Raw genomic sequence first — 17,619 nt, 5'->3', positions numbered from 1 at the left:
CCCTAAGTCATAATTTTGCGACTGCTTTTTTTAGTGGTTCTGATGGATAATCTGGTGTGGTTTGCAAATAAATCGAAATCCCTTTCTTTTCTAAAGCCAAAAGTAGGTCTGCATCGGTCTGATCTAAAGTGATGGCATTATTCACTGCTTTTCTGCCCGGACCTCCGCCTAAACCACCAATTTGAATTTCTTTTAAATCTAAGCCATTCATCACTGTTTTATAAAGTTCTTGCACATTTTTAAATAAAAGCATAATCCGATTACGATCAAACTCCTTATTTTGAAAAGCAAGAACTGCCTGTTCGCTAGACAAAATTCGAATTTTAACACCTTTTGGCGCAGCCATTTTAAATACATCTTGCATAAAGGTATCTTGACTAAGCTGTGTATCAATCGTCACAATTTCATTAATGTCACATTGTTTAAGCCAACGGGTAATTACTTGTCCATGAATCAATCGAAAATCTACTCTTGTTAGTGCGATCATTTAAATCCCTCTTTTCGTATCTTTCTATTTGCTTCAATAATTTTGCAAATCTCTTTGGCATTTGTTTCGATTTCCTCAGATGAACCTTTCGTCAAAAGAGAACCAAAGCCGCAAACATCGACACCGTTTGCAAGCCAATCTCGCAAATTGCTCAAATCAATTCCCCCACTCGCTAGAATAGGCATATCAGGTAAAGGCGTCTTAAATACTTTGGGTAAACGTTCACCGTAAAAATCGGATATCGGAAACGCTTTAATAAATGAAGCACCTAAAGTCAATGCTTCAACCGCTTCAGTAAAGCTTGTACATCCAGGAGCATAAGGAATCTGGTATCGATTACATATTTTTGCGACTTCTTCACTATAATTTGGCGCTATGATAAACTGTGCCTCGTTTAAAATAGCATGACGAGCTGTTTCGCTATCCAGGACAGTCCCAGCGCCAACGATCAGCTTATCTTTGTATTTTTCACGTAACTGCCTTATCATGTTTCCAGCGCTATTTAACGTATAGCTCATCTCCATTACAGGAATTCCACCACGAATACAGGCTTCGGCAATTTCGCAAGCCCTTTCAAAACTCTCAGTGCGAACAATTGCTAGTGCACCAACTTCAAACATACTTTTTGCGATCATTGTTTTCTTCATCTTTCTCACCTCTGATTAGTATTTTTCCATAATTTCATCAGAAAGAATATATTCATTGCACACAAAAAAAATTGGATTTTTTGTGTGTCAAAGGATATTTAAGAACACAAATCTTTAAAGAATAAAAAAAAAACTCTGCTTCAACAGTTGAAGCAGAGTTTCACAAATGAATATTATTTTTTAAATAAACGTCACTGTTTCCGTCACTTCGATCGCTGGATCTAATGATTGGATCACGGGGCAATTTGGTGAAACGAGTTTTAGGCAACGGGTCGCTTTGTCATGGTCGGCTTCAGCGATTTTCGCATAAAACTGAATGTGGATGGCACTGACTGGTTGGGCTTTTTTGTTGTCGTCCCGGTCATAGCTGACTTCGATCTTTTCGATTCCTGCTGTGATTTTTGAATTCTCTAGGACGGATGCGTATACATAGCCGCCGCAAGCAGCGACCGCACTCACCAGCATTTGGACTGGCGAATAGCCTTTTTCCCGTGCTAATACCCAATTGCCAGTTGGGGTCGTCATTTCAAATTTGTCGCTTCCTTGATGGATCGTCAATGTTTCTACTGTCATCGTTTTTCTCTCCTCACAAAATGATCTGGTTCAACTTCGACCCATTCATACAATGGTGTCAAAGTAATCGTGCTTTGAATCTCCGTTTGTTCCATCGCACCTCTTGCTAACAAAGGATCAGCGATCGGCGCTGCTGCTAATAATTTCTTCGTGTAAGGATGCAGCGGATTGTCAAACAAACGGTCGGTGGGTGCCAATTCAACTAATTTCCCTTGATACATGACGGCTGTTCGGTCACTGATATGACGAATCACGGACAAGTCATGGGAAATGAACAAATAAGACAACGAAAACTCTTTTTGCAGACGCAGCAGCAATTGGATGATCTGAGCCTGAATGGAGACATCTAATGCCGAAGTCGGTTCATCACACAAGACGAACGCCGGGCGATTGACCACCGCACGAGCGATGCCGATCCGTTGCCTTTGTCCGCCGCTGAAACTGCGGGGCAGTTTATGGACATCATCACCCGTGATCCCGACGATCGCTAAGATTTCTTTGGCTTTCGCTCGGGCAGCATCTTTCGTTTCATGATACAACGGCTCCATCACCAGTTCAAGTGCCGTCATGCGGGGATTCAATGATGAATACGGATCTTGGAAAATGATCTGCATTTGCTGATACGCTGCTTTGCGATCTTCTGCCGTCAATGCTGTTAGCTCTTTGCCTTCGAAGAAAATCTCCCCGCTTGTTAAGGTCTCTAAATTTAAAATACTGCGTCCTAAAGTGGTTTTCCCACTCCCAGATTCCCCTACTAGCCCCAATGTCTCGCCCCGATGGATCGTTAGGCTGACATCTTCGACCGCTCGGACTTCACTGACAGTGCCGCGCCAGTTTTTGCTGCGAAAGGTTTTCGTCGCATGTTCTACGCGAATCAGTTCTTCCATTATTCTGTCACCTCCTGATTGCGCCAAACGCGATGGGTCTTAGATAACTGCGTTTCTTGCAACTCATCTGCCAATGTCTCATGATAGTCAAAGACTTTTAATTCGGCATGCTTGTCGCCTAAATGGGCCGCCTGCAATAATTGTTTCGTATAAGGATGCGCAGGTTGATAAAAGATTTCTTCTGTGGTGCCTTCTTCCACGACTCGACCTTGATACATCACTTTAATAAAGTCGCACATTCCTGCAACGACCCCAAAGTCATGGGTCACAAGGACGACGGAAAGCTGGTTCTCTCTTTGCAGGTTTTTGATCAATGCCAAAATCTGTGCTTGGATCGTCACATCTAAAGCCGTCGTCGGTTCATCTGCGATCAGTAATTTCGGTTGCGCCAATAAAGCCATGGCGATCATCACCCGCTGACGCATCCCTCCTGATAGCTCGTGGGGATATTGTTTCATACGTTGTGCTGGAAAAGGTATGCCGACTTTTTCTAACTCTTTGACGGCGATTTCTTGAGCTGCTTTTTTCGATACGTTTTGTGAGCGGCGAATCACTTCAATCAAATGATAGCCAATCGTACGCAAAGGATTCAACGAAGTCATCGGGTCTTGAAAAATCATGGCGATCGGTAATGTTCGACGATCGGTCACTGCTGCTCCTTCAAATGTATAACTGGCATAGTGATCGGTCACCTTATCAGGCAAAAGATCCATGACACTTTTCATGGTCATACTTTTGCCACTACCAGATTCGCCGACGATCCCAACCACTTTGCCTTTTGGAATCACTAGATCCAGCTTTTTGACTAACGGTTTCGGACCGGTTTTGCTGTGAAACGTCACATTCAACGCTTCGATCGCTAATAATTCTGTCTTCATCGGTCACACCTCCCTTTGCAAGACATGTTTGATCATGTCGCCGATGTTGTTGAAGGAATAGATGGTGAAAATAACAAAGAGCCCTGGAAGGATCGCCATGTATGGTGCCCGCTGCAAGCTGTTTTGCGCATTTTGCAACAGACTGCCCCACGAAGCCATCGGCTGCTGAATCCCTAATCCGAGGAAGCTCAATGCTGATTCGGTCATGATCGCCCCAGAAATACTTGCGGATGCCGCAACGATCAAGGTTGGCAGTACTGCTGGGAAAACATGCTTCACGATAATACTGAATGAAGAACGACCGATAAATTTTCCGTAAGCAACATACTCCCGTTCTTTCGCCGCTAACGTTTCACCACGAATCAAACGAGCGATGTTCATCCATGAAAACCCGCCGATCACAATAATGATCGTGGTTAGTCCAGGACGTAAAAAGACGCTCAAAACGATCACTAACACCAGCCAAGGAATCGATGACAACACATCGACGAGCCGCATCAGCAAATTATCGATCCATCCGCCAAAGTAGCCAGAAACAAGACCGACAAGGGTCCCGATAAACGTCGCAGTGATCATTGCCAAGACACCTACAAACAAGGACACCCGACCGCCGTAGACGACCCGAATAAAGTAATCCCGCCCCACTTCATCAGTCCCAAACAAATGAGCCCAGCTCGGTGGCTGTGACATGTTGCTGACATCCGTTGCATTGGGATCGATCGGGATCAAAGGTGCAACAAGCGACAAAATAATCAATAACGTCAAGAAAACGACAGAAAAAGTATAGATGGGCGAAGCAAGCATGACTTCACTGATTTTTTTGAAACGTTTCATTACTTGCTCCCTCCTTTACGGATACGTGGATCAACCACGGAATATAATACATCCGCTAACAAATTCCCTAAGATGACCAATGTTGCTGACAGCAGCATGATCGCCATGATCACAGGATAATCGAGGCTTTTCGTTGCACTCATCAAGTAAGGTCCGACGCCCGGCCAGCCGTAGATCGTTTCTGTAATGATCGCACCGGTAACTAACATCGGTAACGCCAAGCCGATTTGGGTGACAACGGGAATCAAAATATTGCGACTGATGTGACGACTGAAGATCTGCCATTTGCTGGCGTGGAATGCCCGTTGCACCATCACGTAGTCTTCTGATACTTGCTGAGTCGCTGATGCCCGAATATACCTTGTCAAATCTGGGAAGAAGGCGACAGTCAATGTGATATAAGGCAAAATAAAGTGCTGCAGAAAATCGCCAAAATCCCCTTCTTTGCCGACTGTATACATGCCAATGATCGGGAACATATTCAATAAGTAACCAAATACATAAATCAAGATCATCGCAAACCAGAAGGTCGGCACGGCGATCCCTAGAGATGCCACAGCGTCAATGATCCGATCCCAAATCTTTCCTTTGTTGGCAGCGGCTAACAGGCCTAAAATGATCGCCAGCAATAAAGCGGTCAAATATGCAGGGATCACTAGCCGCATCGTATTCGGGATCCGAGTCGCAAGTTCTTGTGAAATGCTGCTTTGAGAAACCAACGAAAAGCCAAGATTACCAGTAAGAACATTTCTGATCCAAAGAAAATATTGAACCAAAAAGGGTTGATCCAAGCCATAGCGCTGCCGCAACAGATCGATTTGCTCTTGTGACATATTCGGTGTCGTGATGGAATCGATCACATCATACGGGGCGATATGTATTAGTGAAAATACGATAAAAGAGATCACAAATAGCAAAGGGATTGCTTGCAATACTCGTTTTGCAATATATCGAAACATAATTGACCTTCTTTCTTTTTCATAGAAAAAAGCTGTGATAAAAAAGATTCCTCTTTATCACAGCCAATGGATTTACTTGATTGTCAATTTAGACATATCTTCGAATGTATAGATTGGGATCAAGCCTGCATCTTCTACATTACCAATTCGGTTATTGACCGCTAAGATTTTCTTGTTGTCAACGATTGGGTAAATGATCGCTTCGTCAGCAATGGCTTTTTGCAGATCATCGTACAATGCTTCACGCTTGTCTGTGTCCAATTCAACTGCTGCTTGCGCAAACAAATTGTCAATGGTTTCGCTATTGCTTTGGAAGTAGTTGGCACTGCCGCCAGTTTCGAATAAACTGCCGTATAAGTCAGGGTCATTCCCCATGATATACCCGCCAAGGAACAGGTTGTATTTCGTTGAATCAGGTTTTTTCAACTCAGTGAAGATCGCAGTACCATCGCCCCCTTCAAGGGTAACTGTAATGCCTGCTTGTTGCAATTGTTGTTGGATCAACGTAGCTTGGATCGTTTGAGCTGGGTCAGTTGAGTTGAACGCCAAGTTCAATGACAAATCAGTGACACCTGCTTCTTGTAAAAGCTCTTTTGCTTTTTCAGCACTTGTTTCATATTTCTCGACATCTTCGGTAACGTATGGATTGTTGGGTGGTAAGAATGAATACGGTGTTGCATAATAGTCTTCATCTAAATACGCTGCTTGATTTAATTCATCTTTGTTCAACGCATACAAGACTGCTTGACGAACCTTCACATCTTGTAATGCATCTGAATGAGTATTTAAGCCTAAGTATCCGATGCGGTTTTCTGTATAGGGATAAACAGAAATTTGCGTATCATCTAAGTCTTCAATATCTGAAGGCAAAACAACGGCTGCGTCAACTTCCCCTTTTTGCAAAGCAACTTTGGCCGTATCAGTACTTTCAATGATCCGCAAGGTCACGTTTTGAATCGAAGGCTTGCCGCCATAATAGTTTTCATTGGCTTCAAAAGTAAAGTACTCACCACGTTTGTATTCTTTCAATTGATATGGACCCGTACCAACTGGTTTTTCAGGCAGTTCACTGACCGAAAAGTCGCTAACATCTTTAAAGATGTGCTCTGGAATGATGTATGTTTCGGTTGCGATATTGCTGATTGCTGCTGCACTCGGTGTTGGCAACACAAATTTCACGGTGTATTCATCCACTTTTTCGATTGCGATCGGCTGGTCGTCGACCCAAAGCGAATCGGCATTGCCGTTTTCTTTTTTGACTTTTTGTTCATACGTGAAAACTACGTCATCGGCAGTAAAATCTTCGCCATCTGACCATTTGACATCTTGTTTCAAATGCACGGTCAATGAAAGGCCGTCTTCCGCCGGTTCCACTGATTCTGCTAACGCATTTTGTGTTGTTCCATCTGCTTCCACTGTAACGAGTGGAGAATAGATCATGTTTGTCACTGTCAAGCCCCAGCGATCACTGGTGTTGATCGGGTTGGTGGACGATGGGTCCCCGCTGATGGCATAAGTGAATGTTGCATCATCGCCAGCACCAGCTGCACTACTGGTTGCCGTTTCCTCTGTATTTGATCCACCGCAGGCTGCTAGAACGAATCCTAGTCCGACGACGGCAACACTTGCTAAACCTTTTTTCCAATTGATCATTTTTCCATCCTACTTCCTGTTCCTATATAATTATAGTAGATTTTTTGCTTTTTATTCCCAAACAGGGATACTTGATTTCTTGGTAACTTCGTCAATAATTGCTTTTACTTCATCGGTCTGATAATACGCTACGACCGTTTGGTACACATCATTTTCTGCTTCGTCTGCTCGCGCAGCAATGACATTATAATAGGGCGTGGAGGAGTCAGCCACAGGTTCTAAGAAAATCGCATCTTCTGTAGGAACCAAGCCAGCATCGACTGCCATGCCGTTGTTGATCAAAGAGATGTCGACATCGGTCATTGCCCGAGCCGTTTGATTGGAATCAAGCAGCTCAAATTTCAAGACTTTGGGATTCTCAGTGACATCACTGGTTGTTGGCAGTAACCCTTTTGATTCATCCAAAGTGATCAAACCAGCCGTTTGTAAGAGTAATAGTGCGCGGCTTTCATTTGACACATCATTGGGTAAAGCCACCGTAGCACCATCTGCCAATTCGCTGACATCAGTGATTTTATCGGAATAAATACCAAGTGGGTTTAATGTCGTATACGCAATCGTCGTGTTGGAATAACCACTTTCTTCGTTGACATTATCCATAAAAATTTCCGTCAATGCTGCGTGAAGATCGATTGACCCATCCTCTAGTGCGACGATTGGTTGGCGATAATCGGTGAACTTCACCAGTTGCAAGTCGATATTTTCGTTTTCCTTCAATCTTCCTGCACATGTTCCCAGGCTTCATTTTGGTCGCCAACGACACCTAATTTGACGACGGTCGTTTCTTCATCCGCTTGGTTGGTGCCACAGGCAGCCAAGCTAAACAAGGCAAGCAGCCCAATCACTCCTGTCGTCAACACATTTACTACATTTCTTTTCATCCCTTTTTTCCCCTTTTGTTCCCTCCTCAGATCAATCGTCCTATTTCCTTGTCGAATGGCCCAACTAGACCAATTTTCCCTCTGTTTCTCAAAACAACCTACTTTTTCAAAGGAGAAATGGTTAATCCCTGTTGCCGTCAACCGAAAACATCGGACTCACTATTCATATGTAGTGTAACTTTATCCTATACAACTAAAACTGTCAATAAAATTACTCTACAAAAGTAAGTTTTTCACTAGCTGATCTGCGGTTGGGTTATTTGAATATCTTCAGTGCATTTTCTAAGTCATCGATCAAATCTTTACTACTTTCGATCCCAATGGAGATCCGTAAAAGATCCGGCGTCAATCCATAAGATTCTCGTACCTCTTGAGGAATATCTGCGTGGGTCTGTGTCGTTGGATACGTGATGAGACTTTCCACACCACCCAGGCTTTCCGCAAAGGTAAAGACCTTTAATGCCGCTAAAAAACCGCTGATTTTGGTTTCATCAAGCACCCGAATACTGATCATCGCCCCTGCATTTGGGTACAGCACCTCTTTGATCGCCGGATGGGCTCGTAAAAAGCGGCCAACTTCCTTGGCGTTGGCTTCCTGTCGTTCAAAGCGCAACGGCAGCGTCTTTAAACTTCGGATAAATAACCACGTATCAAAGCTGCTCAAGGTCGGGCCTGAAGTATTAGCTAAATAATTCAAACGCTCCCCTACTTGCGCATCTTTGGCGATCACGACGCCAGCCAAAATATCATTGTGACCTGATAAGAACTTGGTTCCTGAATGGATCACCAGATCCGCGCCTTCTTCTAAGGGCAACTGCCGTAACGGCGTCAAAAAGGTGTTGTCTACGATCAGTAGCGCCCCATGGTCGTGTGCAAGCTTGGCGGTTTCAGCAATATCCGTCACGGTCATCAAAGGATTCGTTGGGGTCTCTAAAAAGACAGCCGTTACCTCGTCAGTTAGTTTTTCACTTAATTCTGTTACAGTGCTGAAGGTATCGAAGAATGCCCGTTGGCTTTTTTCCAATTCCGCAAAATAGCGAAAGCTGCCGCCATACAAATCACGAGAAACCAAAAAGCGACTCCCGCTGGTAAATAAGTCAAAAATCAAAGCGATCGCACTCATGCCAGAGCTGGTCACTACTGCCCGAGCTCCTTTTTCTAATTCAGCAAGACCTGCTTCTAAGATATCACGGGTCGGGTTTTTGGTACGGGTATAATCATAGCCTGTACTTTGCCCTAACTCAGGATGAGCAAAGGTCGTGGAAAGATAGATCGGTGGGCTGATCGCCCCAGTTTGCTGATCCGAATGATTGCCTAATTGTGCCAGAAAAGTTGCTGTATCAATCGTCATGTCGTTCCTCCTTTTTGATTGCCTCGATCATGCGATCAAGGGCTTCTTGAATGATCGTCGGTGTTGTCGCAAGATTCAGACGAATCAAGCCCTGACCGCCTTGTGAAAACCATTCCCCATAGTCGACTGCCAGACCGGCAGTATCTTGGATCACGTGCTTGGTTCGTTCTTTGGCAATGACTTGCCGCAGATCCACCCAGAGAAGATAGGTTCCTTCTAATGGCAGCAGCTCAATTTTGGGAAATGCTGCTTGCAGTTGCTGGCGGACCATTTGTTCATTGGCAGCAATCACCAAAAGCAGGTCCGCTAGCCATTGATCCCCCGATTCATACGCGGCTTTCGCAGCCACCAATCCCAAACGATTGACTTCCGTCTGCTTGTATTGTCGGCACCACTCCTCATAGGCTCTACGCATCTCTAAAACAGGAATCCAAACATGAGAGAGCAATAATCCTGCTAAGTTGAAGGTTTTTGAGGGCGAATCCAGAACGATCAGCTTCTCAAAGCCGACCCCCTGTGCCACTGTCACGGCTGAAACAAATTGCTGCTCACCGAGTATCAGCTCACGATGGATCTCGTCGGCGATCACGACAACCTCATGTTTTTGGCAAATGGCCAATAACTGATGCAGTTCTTTCTCTTGCCAGACCCGCCCTACTGGATTGTGAGGGGAGCAGAGAATAAATAGTTTCACTTTTTCTTCAATGATTTTGGCTTCAAAAGCAGCAAAATCGATTTGATAAGAATTCCCCACCTTTTGCAAGGGTGCTTCTATCAAGCGCCTTTTCGTCTCTTTGATGCTGTCAAAAAAGGGATAATAGACGGGCGGCTGGATCAAGATGCCATCGTCTGGTTCTGTGAAACAATGAAGCAAATCAACCAAAGATTGGACGACCCCTGTGGAAAACGAGAGCCATTTTTCTTCGAATTTCGTCCCCCAGTGGCGATCTTGCCAAGCTTGATAGGCTAAAAAATAGCCTGAGGGGGGAATCGCATAGCCAAAGGTTCCTTGAGCAACCAGTTGCTGCAAGGCTTCTTCCACTGCCTTTGGCGCAGCAAAATCCATATCAGCTACCCATAAAGGCAAAAGCTTTTCTCCTTGGAACCGTTGATCCACAAGATCCCATTTTAAAGAATCAGTGCCTTTTCGCTGTCTAGCATAGTGGGAGAGAAAATGCTCAATCGTCATTGATACTCACCCGACCTTCTGGCTCACTGCCAATTCGGTAGCCTTCTTTCGTCGGCGTGACGGACAGGTCATACGGCGTTCGCAAATAGGTTTCATTGATCCAATTGCTGAAAAACAAAGAGGCATGTCCCCGCCAACGGTTGGTAATTTTACCGCCTAAACGGTCATAGGCAAAGTAATTTTTGGGCAATGCGGTAGCTAAGCCCCGTTCCATGTCTCGCAAGTACTCTTCATTCAAGGTCGTTGTGTGGTATTCAAAATGCCCTAGCAAGAAGGCATTTTTATGATCTTCTGATACGAAGATGGAAGGCCCTGTTTCAATACCCGCTGCCAAGATTTCTAAAGGCGCCTGGGCGAGCTGGCCTTCATCGATGCCAGTATAGCGCGAATGGGGCGTATAAAAGACGTCGTCAAAACCGCGAACGAGCGGATGAAAATGCGTGACTGCTTGTTCGAAGACACCGAACAATTTGCTTGGGTACAACACTTTGTCGATACCATAATGGTAATAAAGACCAGCTTGTGCCCCCCAACAAATATGCAGGACTGAAGTGCAATTCGTCTGGCTCCAATCCATGATCTCTTGCAGTTCTTGCCAATAATCAATGGCTTCAAAGGCCATTTTTTCAACAGGGGCACCAGTGATGATCAAGCCGTCGAATCGTTGGGACTGGATCACTGAGAATTCTTGATAGAACTTTTCCATGTGATCGACAGACGTGTTTTTACTTTCGTGGTACTTCATTTTCAGTAAAGTTACTTCAATTTGCAGCGGACTTTGGGAAAGCAGGCGCAGCAATTGATTTTCTGTGGCGATCTTTTTCGGCATTAAATTGACGATTGCGATCTTCAAGGGACGAATCTCTTGTTTCGCCGCTTTATGCTGCAGTAAGGCAAAGACATTTTCTTTTTGCAGGACCGCTGCAGCGGGTAGTTCTTTGGGAATAATGATCGGCATTGCTTCAACTCCTTACAGTTAAATTTCTTGTTGAAGAGAAGGCGAATAGTTTCCGCTGTGAAAAACAAAAAAAGCCGCCCTTTTATCCTTACGGATAAAAGGGACGACTTGATGCGCGTTACCACCCTAATTCGTGCTATTCTCACAAATAACACCTCAACAGTACACTATGATACTTGGCGCTGTAACGGGCGCATGCCGTTTTGCTGGCGTGAACCAACAAAAAAACTCAGAGCTCATCTTCACTGATCACCGCATGTCTCCTTTTTCACCAACCGGAGTCTCTGTACCTTTGTTGATCTGCTACTCTTCTCTTCAACGTTATCGATTTCTTTGTTTAATTTTAAAAAATTATAATTGTTTTTTCATTTACTGTCAACGGCAAGTTAGGGATTTTTCTTAGATTTCTTCTAAATATAAGTATTGCTGACCCATTTTTTCATAGATCGCTGCTAAGTCTTCTTTGCTGACTTCACGATCCTTATGCCCATAAGGATCATTGACATACATCGTATCACCATCGATGCCTGTGATCACCACCGAATGGATCAATGCCGTCACAAGGATTTCGCCATTTTGGGTATTCCATTGAAAGAAATCAGCATCGGCAGGTACTTGTAATTCTAACGTCGCAATCATCCAAACTGGTTTCCCAGATTGTAGTACTTTGACGATCTCATCAAAGCTTTTGTCTCGTCCACTAACGACTTCGTATTGCTCTTTTACAATCCTTTCGGCGACATCGGTGATCGGTTCTACGTCAACCCCCATCGCGCTATCGCCGCCATAGATGTTTCCAACAAAGCCTTCTCGTGGATCTCCATGGTGATAATAATCCTCATAAAGCGGGACATACGCTAATTCTTCCGCCAATTGATTTTTATTGGTATCAAATCCGTAAAAATTCAAGAGCATCGATAAAGCCGTTACCTCACAGCCGTTCCCTAACGCCACTTCATCGAATTGATTTTCTAACGGAACATCCAATTGAATAACCTCACTGTATTCAGGCTCTGGTGTTTGTTCTTCATCCGAAAGTGCTAGTGTCAATTCATCCTCTATCTTTTCAAAGGGGGACTGCCCGTTCTTACTGTCATAAAAAATCAGCAGAAAGAAGAGCATCAAGACGAACATACCTAAAAGTAACCGTTTTAACTTTTTCTTCTTCATCTACTTCCTCCTCTTGTATATTATAACTTATTTCTGTTTATTATTTCACTATAATAAACTTTTTAGGAAGGAGTATTTTCTTAATCTAAACACAAAAAAATAGACCCGTTTAGGCAGCGGGTCTATTCAAACTGGCGCTTATGCCGCTTTCTTCTGTTTCTGGATAAAGCGTCCTTTTGCTTTTGAAAACGAACGAATATCAAATTGTTTGCTTAAGGCACCTGCAACAAAATAAGCCAAATTGAAATCGATCAAGCTATGGATCAACCCGCCGATCCCCATCAAAACGAACAAGAAATAGTAGAAATTACCATCGAATGCGGTCCCTGGTACATTTCCTGTGAAGTAAAAGGCGGCAACGACTGCCATTTCAACGGCAGAATGGATCAGTCCGATAATCAAGTTAAAGCTCTGAAATTTGATATTCAATAAAGAGGGTTTGCCATTTTTTAGTAAAATATCTGGGTGCTTCTGTAAATAAAAGGCACCGATGACGGCAAAAACAACATGGGACAATGCCCGTAAAGCAATAATGGGTGGCAGTGTTAAGAAAAAGCCAAAGGTCGTTCCTAAAGCTACCGCGATCGCCATCGCAGGTGAAAAGAACATCGCCACAAAGACGGGCACATGGCTAGCTAAGGTAAAAGATGCTGGTCCGATGACGATTTTGGGCATTACCATGGGAATGACGATCCCCATGCCGATCAACAATGCAGCGATCGTTAAATGGCGGATGGAATGATTTTTCATTTATACTCTCTCCTTCAATGTGTCATGACAGTTCTGTCTTGCTTATTCTACTGGTATTTCCACAAGGTGTCAAGACACAAAAAAACGAATGTTTATTCAACATCCGTTTTTATTGAAGTTATCCTTTACGCGCTTGCATTTCATTGCTTAATTTGGCAAATTCCGCTAACGACAGCGTTTCTCCACGTCGTTTCGGATCGATCCCACTTGCTTCTAAGCTGTCTGCCAACCACTGTTTGGTTGTTTCATCTTTTCCATAGCTATTTTGCAAATTGTTCCAAAGGGTTTTACGACGCAGCTGAAAGGCTGCTTTCGTTAATTTGAAAAACTCTTTTTCATCGGTGACTGCGACTACTGGTTGTGATCGACGCGTCAATTTCAAAATAGCCGAATCAACATTCGGTTGGGGCACAAAAACGGTTTTCGGGACGATGAATGCCAGTTTTGCTTCCATGTAGTATTGCACAGCGATCGACAACGAGCCATAGGCTTTAGTCCCGGGAACTGCCGAGATTCGATCTGCCACTTCTTTTTGCATCATCACGACCATTTCATCTACTTTTACCTGAGACTCTAAAAAGTGCATCATAATTGGCGTAGTGATGTAGTAAGGCAAATTTGCGACAACTTTTAATGAAGCAGCCGTATCGCTGAATACTGACTGAATGGTCGTTGCCAGATCTGCTTGCAAGACATCTTGATGAATGATTTTCACATTTTGATATGGCTGCATTGTGTCGGCTAACACTGGGATCAACCGATCATCAATTTCAAACGCCAACACTTGCTTGGCATGTTTTGCCAACTGTTCGGTCAGCGCACCGATTCCAGGACCAACCTCAATGACGTTTGTCGTCTCGTCGATGCCTGCAGTTTCTACGATTTTCCGTAAAATATTCGGTTCTGTTAAGAAGTTTTGCCCTAAACTTTTTTTAAAGGTAAAGCCATGTTTCGCTAAAATCTCTTTGGTTCTTGAGGGGGTTGCTATATCCCGTTCTTCCTTCACAATTCTTCCTCCACTATTTTCATTGCTTCTGCCAACTCTGCATCGGTGATACGAAACATTGCCAGCCGCTTCTCTAATTGTTTGCCGTTCGTATAGCCGATGCGTAAAAGATCCCCCAACCGCTCTCGTTTCTCTTTCGCTCCAGCCCCTGCGATCAAGCCATACGCTAACAACTGTTGCCGATCAATGGTCCCCTCACTGACTTCATTTGAAGCAATCGGGGTTACGACTTTTCGCAAGGCTTCTTTCAACGCTTCATGGCTGGCGTGTTCCACGCCTAAACTGCCCTTGCTTTTCGGTGCTGCCTGACTGCGCGGTAAAAAGGCATGCTTGGCATCAGGAACGACTTCCATAATGATTTTGCGAATCTTTTCTCCCGAAAAATCGGGATCGGTAAACACGATGACCCCTCGTGTCTCTTGGGCGTGCTCGATTTGATCAAGGATCGTGTCATCGATCGCCGAACCGATCGTCTCGATGGTATCTACATCGAACACTTCTTGCAATCGGCGGGTGTCGTCTTTGCCTTCGACGACAATGATTTCTTCGATTTTCGGTTTATTAGTCATTGATCCTAAACAAGCGATGGGCATTTTTTGTCGTGTAGGCCGCAACATCAGCTACCGCTTCTTGCCGCAGCTCCGCGATTTTATCTACTACATAATGAGTATAGCCCGGTTCATTGCGCTTGCCGCGATAAGGAACAGGGGCTAAATACGGCGCGTCAGTCTCAACGAGTAGCCGATCTTGTGGCACGACTTGCGCAGCTTCTTGTACCTCCGTCGCCTTTTTGAAGGTCACGACACCACTAAAGGAAATGTACATTCCTAGGTCCAAGAACTTTTTCGCCCATTCACCGTCCCCGCTAAAGCTGTGCATGATGCCGCCGATCGTTTGGACTTTTTCATCCTTTAAAATCGCATAGGTATCTTCTAAGGCTTCACGGGTATGAATACTGATAGGCAGCTGATGTTCACGGGCGATCGCCATTTGCCGACGAAAGACCTTTTCTTGAACTTCCTTCGGATCTTCCATCCAGTGATAGTCTAAACCGATTTCACCTAGGGCAACGACTTTTGGTCGTTCCAAGCGCTCTTGCAAATAGGTTTCCACTTGTGGGGTATAAGAACCAGCTTCGGTTGGATGCCAACCGATAATACTGTAAACGCCAGGATATTCTTTGCTTAATGCTAACGATTTTTCAATCGTTGGCTGATCGAAACCGACGACCGCCATCTCCGTTACTCCTAGTTCTTGCGCACGGGCGACCGTTTCGGGAATGTCTTCGTTAAACTGTTCTGCATTCAAATGTGTATGAGAATCAAAAATCATGAAATCTCCTCCTTAGTCCTTCTATACTCTAGCATATTTTGACGGTTTAAGAAACGAATCCTCTTCGCTTTTTTCAGCAGTTTAAGAAAACTTTCAGCAAGCAAAAAAAATCCGCCCAAAGTTGGAGGACGCCAAAGCTGATTTTCTCTATACTGAGGGTAACGAAATCGCATGGAGGTGGAAATATGGAACGATCAAAAATTGATCCCGGCCGCTTTTTTTCTGGCCAAAAAGCAGCAACGAAAGGCACGTTAAAACATCAATATCATTACTATCGGCAGCAAAATGCCCATCAAGCATTCAACAGCGATTTTCAGCGAAATTTCCAGCATGATTTCCCGAATTTTGCTACCTGGCTAAAATTGCAGCAACAGACACCACAAAAGAATCAAACAGCGACTTTTTCTCACTGGTTATTGGTTGGTTTCTTCGGACTTTTGACAGCAGCAAGTTTTTCGCAACAGCTCTTATTCCTACTTTTTGTCTTTGTCTTAGCCGCTCTCGTCAAAGGACCTGGCATGATCGTATGGGGTATCGTGTATTCCTTCTTAGTTAGTCTGTTCCCGCCATTGGGTATCGTTCTTTCTGGCTTATTTTTCTTACTGACCCTGCGTCAATTAACCAAAAACGTCACTTTCGTTTTGACTGCATTGTACTTTTACGGCTATCCCTTTGTCATCACTGCCCTCCAACATTTTACGAATTGGAACCCGCAATGGCTGTGGGTCGGCAGTATCGGTTTTGCCTTGATCAGTGGCCATTTTGTCTTAAAGCAAAACTATCCCTTTGCTTCAAGTAAAAGTCTCGCATGGGCGATCATCTCTGTCCCTTATGATTGTGTCATGGCTTTGATCCCCGTCAAACACAAAGCACGCTTTAAACGTTTGGTGAAAATCAAATAATTACGATCTAGGATACAAAAGTCGGCTATTACAGCCCCTTTTGTATCTTTTTTTCATGGAAGAAACAAACGAAATACGATGGATATTTTTTGTTATTTTTGCTTTCGCATGATTGCTTTTTTTGTAAGAATCTACTATGCTAGAAACTAGCAAATCAAAAAAGGAGCCACGCCATGTACACCCTCATTCTTATTGCATTCCTCCTTACGGGCTTGCTAGTTTACTCCTTTATTATTGAACCGCATCTTCTCAAACAACGGCACTACCTCATAAAAAAAGACAAGCGCACCGTCTTAGATATTTCAAAGGCTTACGATCTTTATCAAGCAGAAAACAATCTCGTGATCGCCCATATCAGCGACCTTCATTTTTCTCGTTGGTACAAACCACGGCGAATGAATCGCATCATTCGATCAACGATCCAAAACAAGCCGGATCTGATCATCATCACGGGGGATCTGATCGATAATTATAAAAAATGGCCGCATCGTTCAACCAAGCGACTGATCGAAAAGCTGAAAAAATTGCAAGCGCCTCTGGGTAAGATCGCAGTTATGGGGAACCATGACCATTTGAATGACGGGCATTACTTTGTTAAGGAAATATACCAGCATGCAGGGTTTACCTTACTTGATAATGAGTCGGTTTTTGGTTCTGATGACAAGACGTCGATGAATATTGTCGGTATCGATATAGAAAGTCCGAAAGTCAGTTTTACCTATGAAGCAACCTTAGCAGAGTGGCAGCTGCTTTTGCTCCATGAACCCGATTATGTTTCTCGGATCACCAATCTGCCAAACTACGACTTGATTCTTTCTGGCCATAGCCATGGCGGGCAGATTCGCTTGCCTTTTTATTATGCGAAAACAAAGGGCGCGTTGAAATATACCGATGGGCTCTACCTTTTAGGCAATGAGACCTTATTAAGTGTTTCCAGCGGGGTTGGTATGACCAAGATTCCCGCCCGACTCGGTGTCCCACCTGAGATCCTTTATTACCATTTAGAACCGCAACAGCAACTGAACGTTTCTTAACTGTTCAGCGGTGTAATTGGGAAAAAATCAGCGAATCGTTTCAGCAAACGTTCGATTCACTGATTTTCTTTTTGCGCCTACCGTGTTAAAATATACTAAATAAACACTTTTCAACAATTAGGAGGAAC

The 17,619-nt window shown here is 44.0% G+C and carries 18 protein-coding genes and 1 pseudogene; 2 read left to right on the top strand and 17 right to left on the bottom strand.

Annotation, left to right across the window (positions count from 1 at the left end):
• Positions 1 to 7: 7 nt before the first annotated feature.
• From IGI82_RS05875 to IGI82_RS05795, 17 genes and pseudogenes are all read right to left on the bottom strand, one after another.
• On the bottom strand, positions 8 to 487 hold the full coding sequence (locus IGI82_RS05875) for a PTS system mannose/fructose/N-acetylgalactosamine-transporter subunit IIB (protein WP_016608210.1): 480 nt from the start codon (positions 485 to 487) through the stop codon (positions 8 to 10).
• Entirely contained in the window at positions 484 to 1,134 is a 651-nt protein-coding gene (locus tag IGI82_RS05870; RefSeq protein WP_016608211.1) for a KDPG and KHG aldolase, read from the bottom strand. The genes IGI82_RS05875 and IGI82_RS05870 overlap by 4 nt, the downstream gene beginning before the upstream one ends.
• 180 nt (positions 1,135 to 1,314) lie before the next feature.
• Entirely contained in the window at positions 1,315 to 1,707 is a 393-nt protein-coding gene (locus IGI82_RS05865; protein ID WP_375818646.1) for an OsmC family protein, read from the bottom strand.
• Entirely contained in the window at positions 1,704 to 2,594 is an 891-nt protein-coding gene (locus IGI82_RS05860) for an ATP-binding cassette domain-containing protein (RefSeq protein WP_438841865.1), read from the bottom strand. Before IGI82_RS05860 ends, IGI82_RS05865 begins: the two co-directional genes overlap by 4 nt.
• A complete protein-coding gene (locus IGI82_RS05855) occupies positions 2,594 to 3,472 on the bottom strand; it encodes an ABC transporter ATP-binding protein (RefSeq protein ID WP_060791841.1) in 879 nt (292 codons plus the stop codon). The genes IGI82_RS05860 and IGI82_RS05855 overlap by 1 nt, the downstream gene beginning before the upstream one ends.
• Before the next feature lie 3 nt (positions 3,473 to 3,475).
• Positions 3,476 to 4,306: an ABC transporter permease gene (locus IGI82_RS05850; RefSeq protein WP_005225544.1), complete on the bottom strand. Its 831-nt coding sequence runs from the start codon at positions 4,304 to 4,306 to the stop codon at positions 3,476 to 3,478.
• On the bottom strand, positions 4,306 to 5,265 hold the full coding sequence (locus IGI82_RS05845) for an ABC transporter permease (RefSeq protein ID WP_002307597.1): 960 nt from the start codon (positions 5,263 to 5,265) through the stop codon (positions 4,306 to 4,308). Before IGI82_RS05845 ends, IGI82_RS05850 begins: the two co-directional genes overlap by 1 nt.
• Before the next feature lie 72 nt (positions 5,266 to 5,337).
• Positions 5,338 to 6,918 (bottom strand): ABC transporter substrate-binding protein, encoded by a 1,581-nt coding sequence (locus tag IGI82_RS05840; RefSeq protein ID WP_438841864.1) that lies wholly within the window; start codon positions 6,916 to 6,918, stop codon positions 5,338 to 5,340.
• A 51-nt stretch (positions 6,919 to 6,969) separates the two neighbouring features.
• Positions 6,970 to 7,799 (bottom strand): annotated as a pseudogene (locus IGI82_RS05835) (MetQ/NlpA family ABC transporter substrate-binding protein).
• A 256-nt stretch (positions 7,800 to 8,055) separates the two neighbouring features.
• Positions 8,056 to 9,150 (bottom strand): aminotransferase class I/II-fold pyridoxal phosphate-dependent enzyme, encoded by a 1,095-nt coding sequence (locus IGI82_RS05830; RefSeq protein ID WP_061054393.1) that lies wholly within the window; start codon positions 9,148 to 9,150, stop codon positions 8,056 to 8,058.
• Positions 9,140 to 10,339, bottom strand: a complete 1,200-nt coding sequence (locus IGI82_RS05825; protein WP_087627171.1) for a MalY/PatB family protein — start codon at positions 10,337 to 10,339, stop codon at positions 9,140 to 9,142. Before IGI82_RS05825 ends, IGI82_RS05830 begins: the two co-directional genes overlap by 11 nt.
• Positions 10,329 to 11,297: a homoserine O-succinyltransferase gene (locus IGI82_RS05820; RefSeq protein WP_438841863.1), complete on the bottom strand. Its 969-nt coding sequence runs from the start codon at positions 11,295 to 11,297 to the stop codon at positions 10,329 to 10,331. Before IGI82_RS05820 ends, IGI82_RS05825 begins: the two co-directional genes overlap by 11 nt.
• 399 nt (positions 11,298 to 11,696) lie before the next feature.
• Positions 11,697 to 12,467, bottom strand: coding sequence for a C39 family peptidase (locus tag IGI82_RS05815; RefSeq protein ID WP_438841862.1), 771 nt, complete (start codon positions 12,465 to 12,467; stop codon positions 11,697 to 11,699).
• Positions 12,468 to 12,605: 138 nt separating this feature from the next.
• Positions 12,606 to 13,217: a hypothetical protein gene (locus IGI82_RS05810; protein WP_005225537.1), complete on the bottom strand. Its 612-nt coding sequence runs from the start codon at positions 13,215 to 13,217 to the stop codon at positions 12,606 to 12,608.
• 118 nt (positions 13,218 to 13,335) lie between these two features.
• On the bottom strand, positions 13,336 to 14,223 hold the full coding sequence (gene rsmA, locus IGI82_RS05805; RefSeq protein WP_438841861.1) for a 16S rRNA (adenine(1518)-N(6)/adenine(1519)-N(6))-dimethyltransferase RsmA: 888 nt from the start codon (positions 14,221 to 14,223) through the stop codon (positions 13,336 to 13,338).
• Entirely contained in the window at positions 14,220 to 14,792 is a 573-nt protein-coding gene (gene rnmV / locus IGI82_RS05800; RefSeq protein WP_118214878.1) for a ribonuclease M5, read from the bottom strand. Before rnmV ends, rsmA begins: the two co-directional genes overlap by 4 nt.
• Entirely contained in the window at positions 14,785 to 15,555 is a 771-nt protein-coding gene (locus tag IGI82_RS05795) for a TatD family hydrolase (RefSeq protein WP_438841860.1), read from the bottom strand. Before IGI82_RS05795 ends, rnmV begins: the two co-directional genes overlap by 8 nt.
• A 185-nt stretch (positions 15,556 to 15,740) precedes the next feature.
• Between IGI82_RS05795 and IGI82_RS05790 the strand changes: the two genes are divergently transcribed.
• Both IGI82_RS05790 and IGI82_RS05785 read left to right on the top strand, forming a co-directional pair.
• Complete coding sequence (locus tag IGI82_RS05790) at positions 15,741 to 16,457, top strand: hypothetical protein (RefSeq protein ID WP_159160321.1); 717 nt, start codon at positions 15,741 to 15,743, stop codon at positions 16,455 to 16,457.
• Positions 16,458 to 16,630: 173 nt separating this feature from the next.
• Entirely contained in the window at positions 16,631 to 17,491 is an 861-nt protein-coding gene (locus tag IGI82_RS05785) for a metallophosphoesterase (protein ID WP_208788186.1), read from the top strand.
• Positions 17,492 to 17,619 lie beyond the last annotated feature (128 nt).

The sequence above is a fragment of the Enterococcus sp. AZ067 genome, assembly GCF_051715005.1.
Taxonomy (GTDB): domain Bacteria; phylum Bacillota; class Bacilli; order Lactobacillales; family Enterococcaceae; genus Enterococcus_D; species Enterococcus_D casseliflavus.
The sequence above is the reverse complement of the archived record's forward strand: the minus strand, read 5'-3'. Positions and strand labels throughout refer to the sequence as shown.

Bases quoted from the DNA above. Each gene is read 5' to 3' on its own strand.
- IGI82_RS05875 (WP_016608210.1), bottom strand. From the start codon at position 487: ATGATCGCACTAACAAGAGTAGATTTTCGATTGATTCATGGACAAGTA.
- IGI82_RS05870 (WP_016608211.1), bottom strand. From the start codon at position 1,134: ATGAAGAAAACAATGATCGCAAAAAGTATGTTTGAAGTTGGTGCACTA.
- IGI82_RS05865 (WP_375818646.1), bottom strand. From the start codon at position 1,707: ATGACAGTAGAAACATTGACGATCCATCAAGGAAGCGACAAATTTGAA.
- IGI82_RS05860 (WP_438841865.1), bottom strand. From the start codon at position 2,594: ATGGAAGAACTGATTCGCGTAGAACATGCGACGAAAACCTTTCGCAGC.
- IGI82_RS05855 (WP_060791841.1), bottom strand. From the start codon at position 3,472: ATGAAGACAGAATTATTAGCGATCGAAGCGTTGAATGTGACGTTTCAC.
- IGI82_RS05850 (WP_005225544.1), bottom strand. From the start codon at position 4,306: ATGAAACGTTTCAAAAAAATCAGTGAAGTCATGCTTGCTTCGCCCATC.
- IGI82_RS05845 (WP_002307597.1), bottom strand. From the start codon at position 5,265: ATGTTTCGATATATTGCAAAACGAGTATTGCAAGCAATCCCTTTGCTA.
- IGI82_RS05840 (WP_438841864.1), bottom strand. From the start codon at position 6,918: ATGATCAATTGGAAAAAAGGTTTAGCAAGTGTTGCCGTCGTCGGACTA.
- IGI82_RS05830 (WP_061054393.1), bottom strand. From the start codon at position 9,150: ATGACGATTGATACAGCAACTTTTCTGGCACAATTAGGCAATCATTCG.
- IGI82_RS05825 (WP_087627171.1), bottom strand. From the start codon at position 10,339: ATGACGATTGAGCATTTTCTCTCCCACTATGCTAGACAGCGAAAAGGC.
- IGI82_RS05820 (WP_438841863.1), bottom strand. From the start codon at position 11,297: ATGCCGATCATTATTCCCAAAGAACTACCCGCTGCAGCGGTCCTGCAA.
- IGI82_RS05815 (WP_438841862.1), bottom strand. From the start codon at position 12,467: ATGAAGAAGAAAAAGTTAAAACGGTTACTTTTAGGTATGTTCGTCTTG.
- IGI82_RS05810 (WP_005225537.1), bottom strand. From the start codon at position 13,217: ATGAAAAATCATTCCATCCGCCATTTAACGATCGCTGCATTGTTGATC.
- rnmV (WP_118214878.1), bottom strand. From the start codon at position 14,792: ATGACTAATAAACCGAAAATCGAAGAAATCATTGTCGTCGAAGGCAAA.
- IGI82_RS05795 (WP_438841860.1), bottom strand. From the start codon at position 15,555: ATGATTTTTGATTCTCATACACATTTGAATGCAGAACAGTTTAACGAA.
- IGI82_RS05790 (WP_159160321.1), top strand. From the start codon at position 15,741: ATGGAACGATCAAAAATTGATCCCGGCCGCTTTTTTTCTGGCCAAAAA.
- IGI82_RS05785 (WP_208788186.1), top strand. From the start codon at position 16,631: ATGTACACCCTCATTCTTATTGCATTCCTCCTTACGGGCTTGCTAGTT.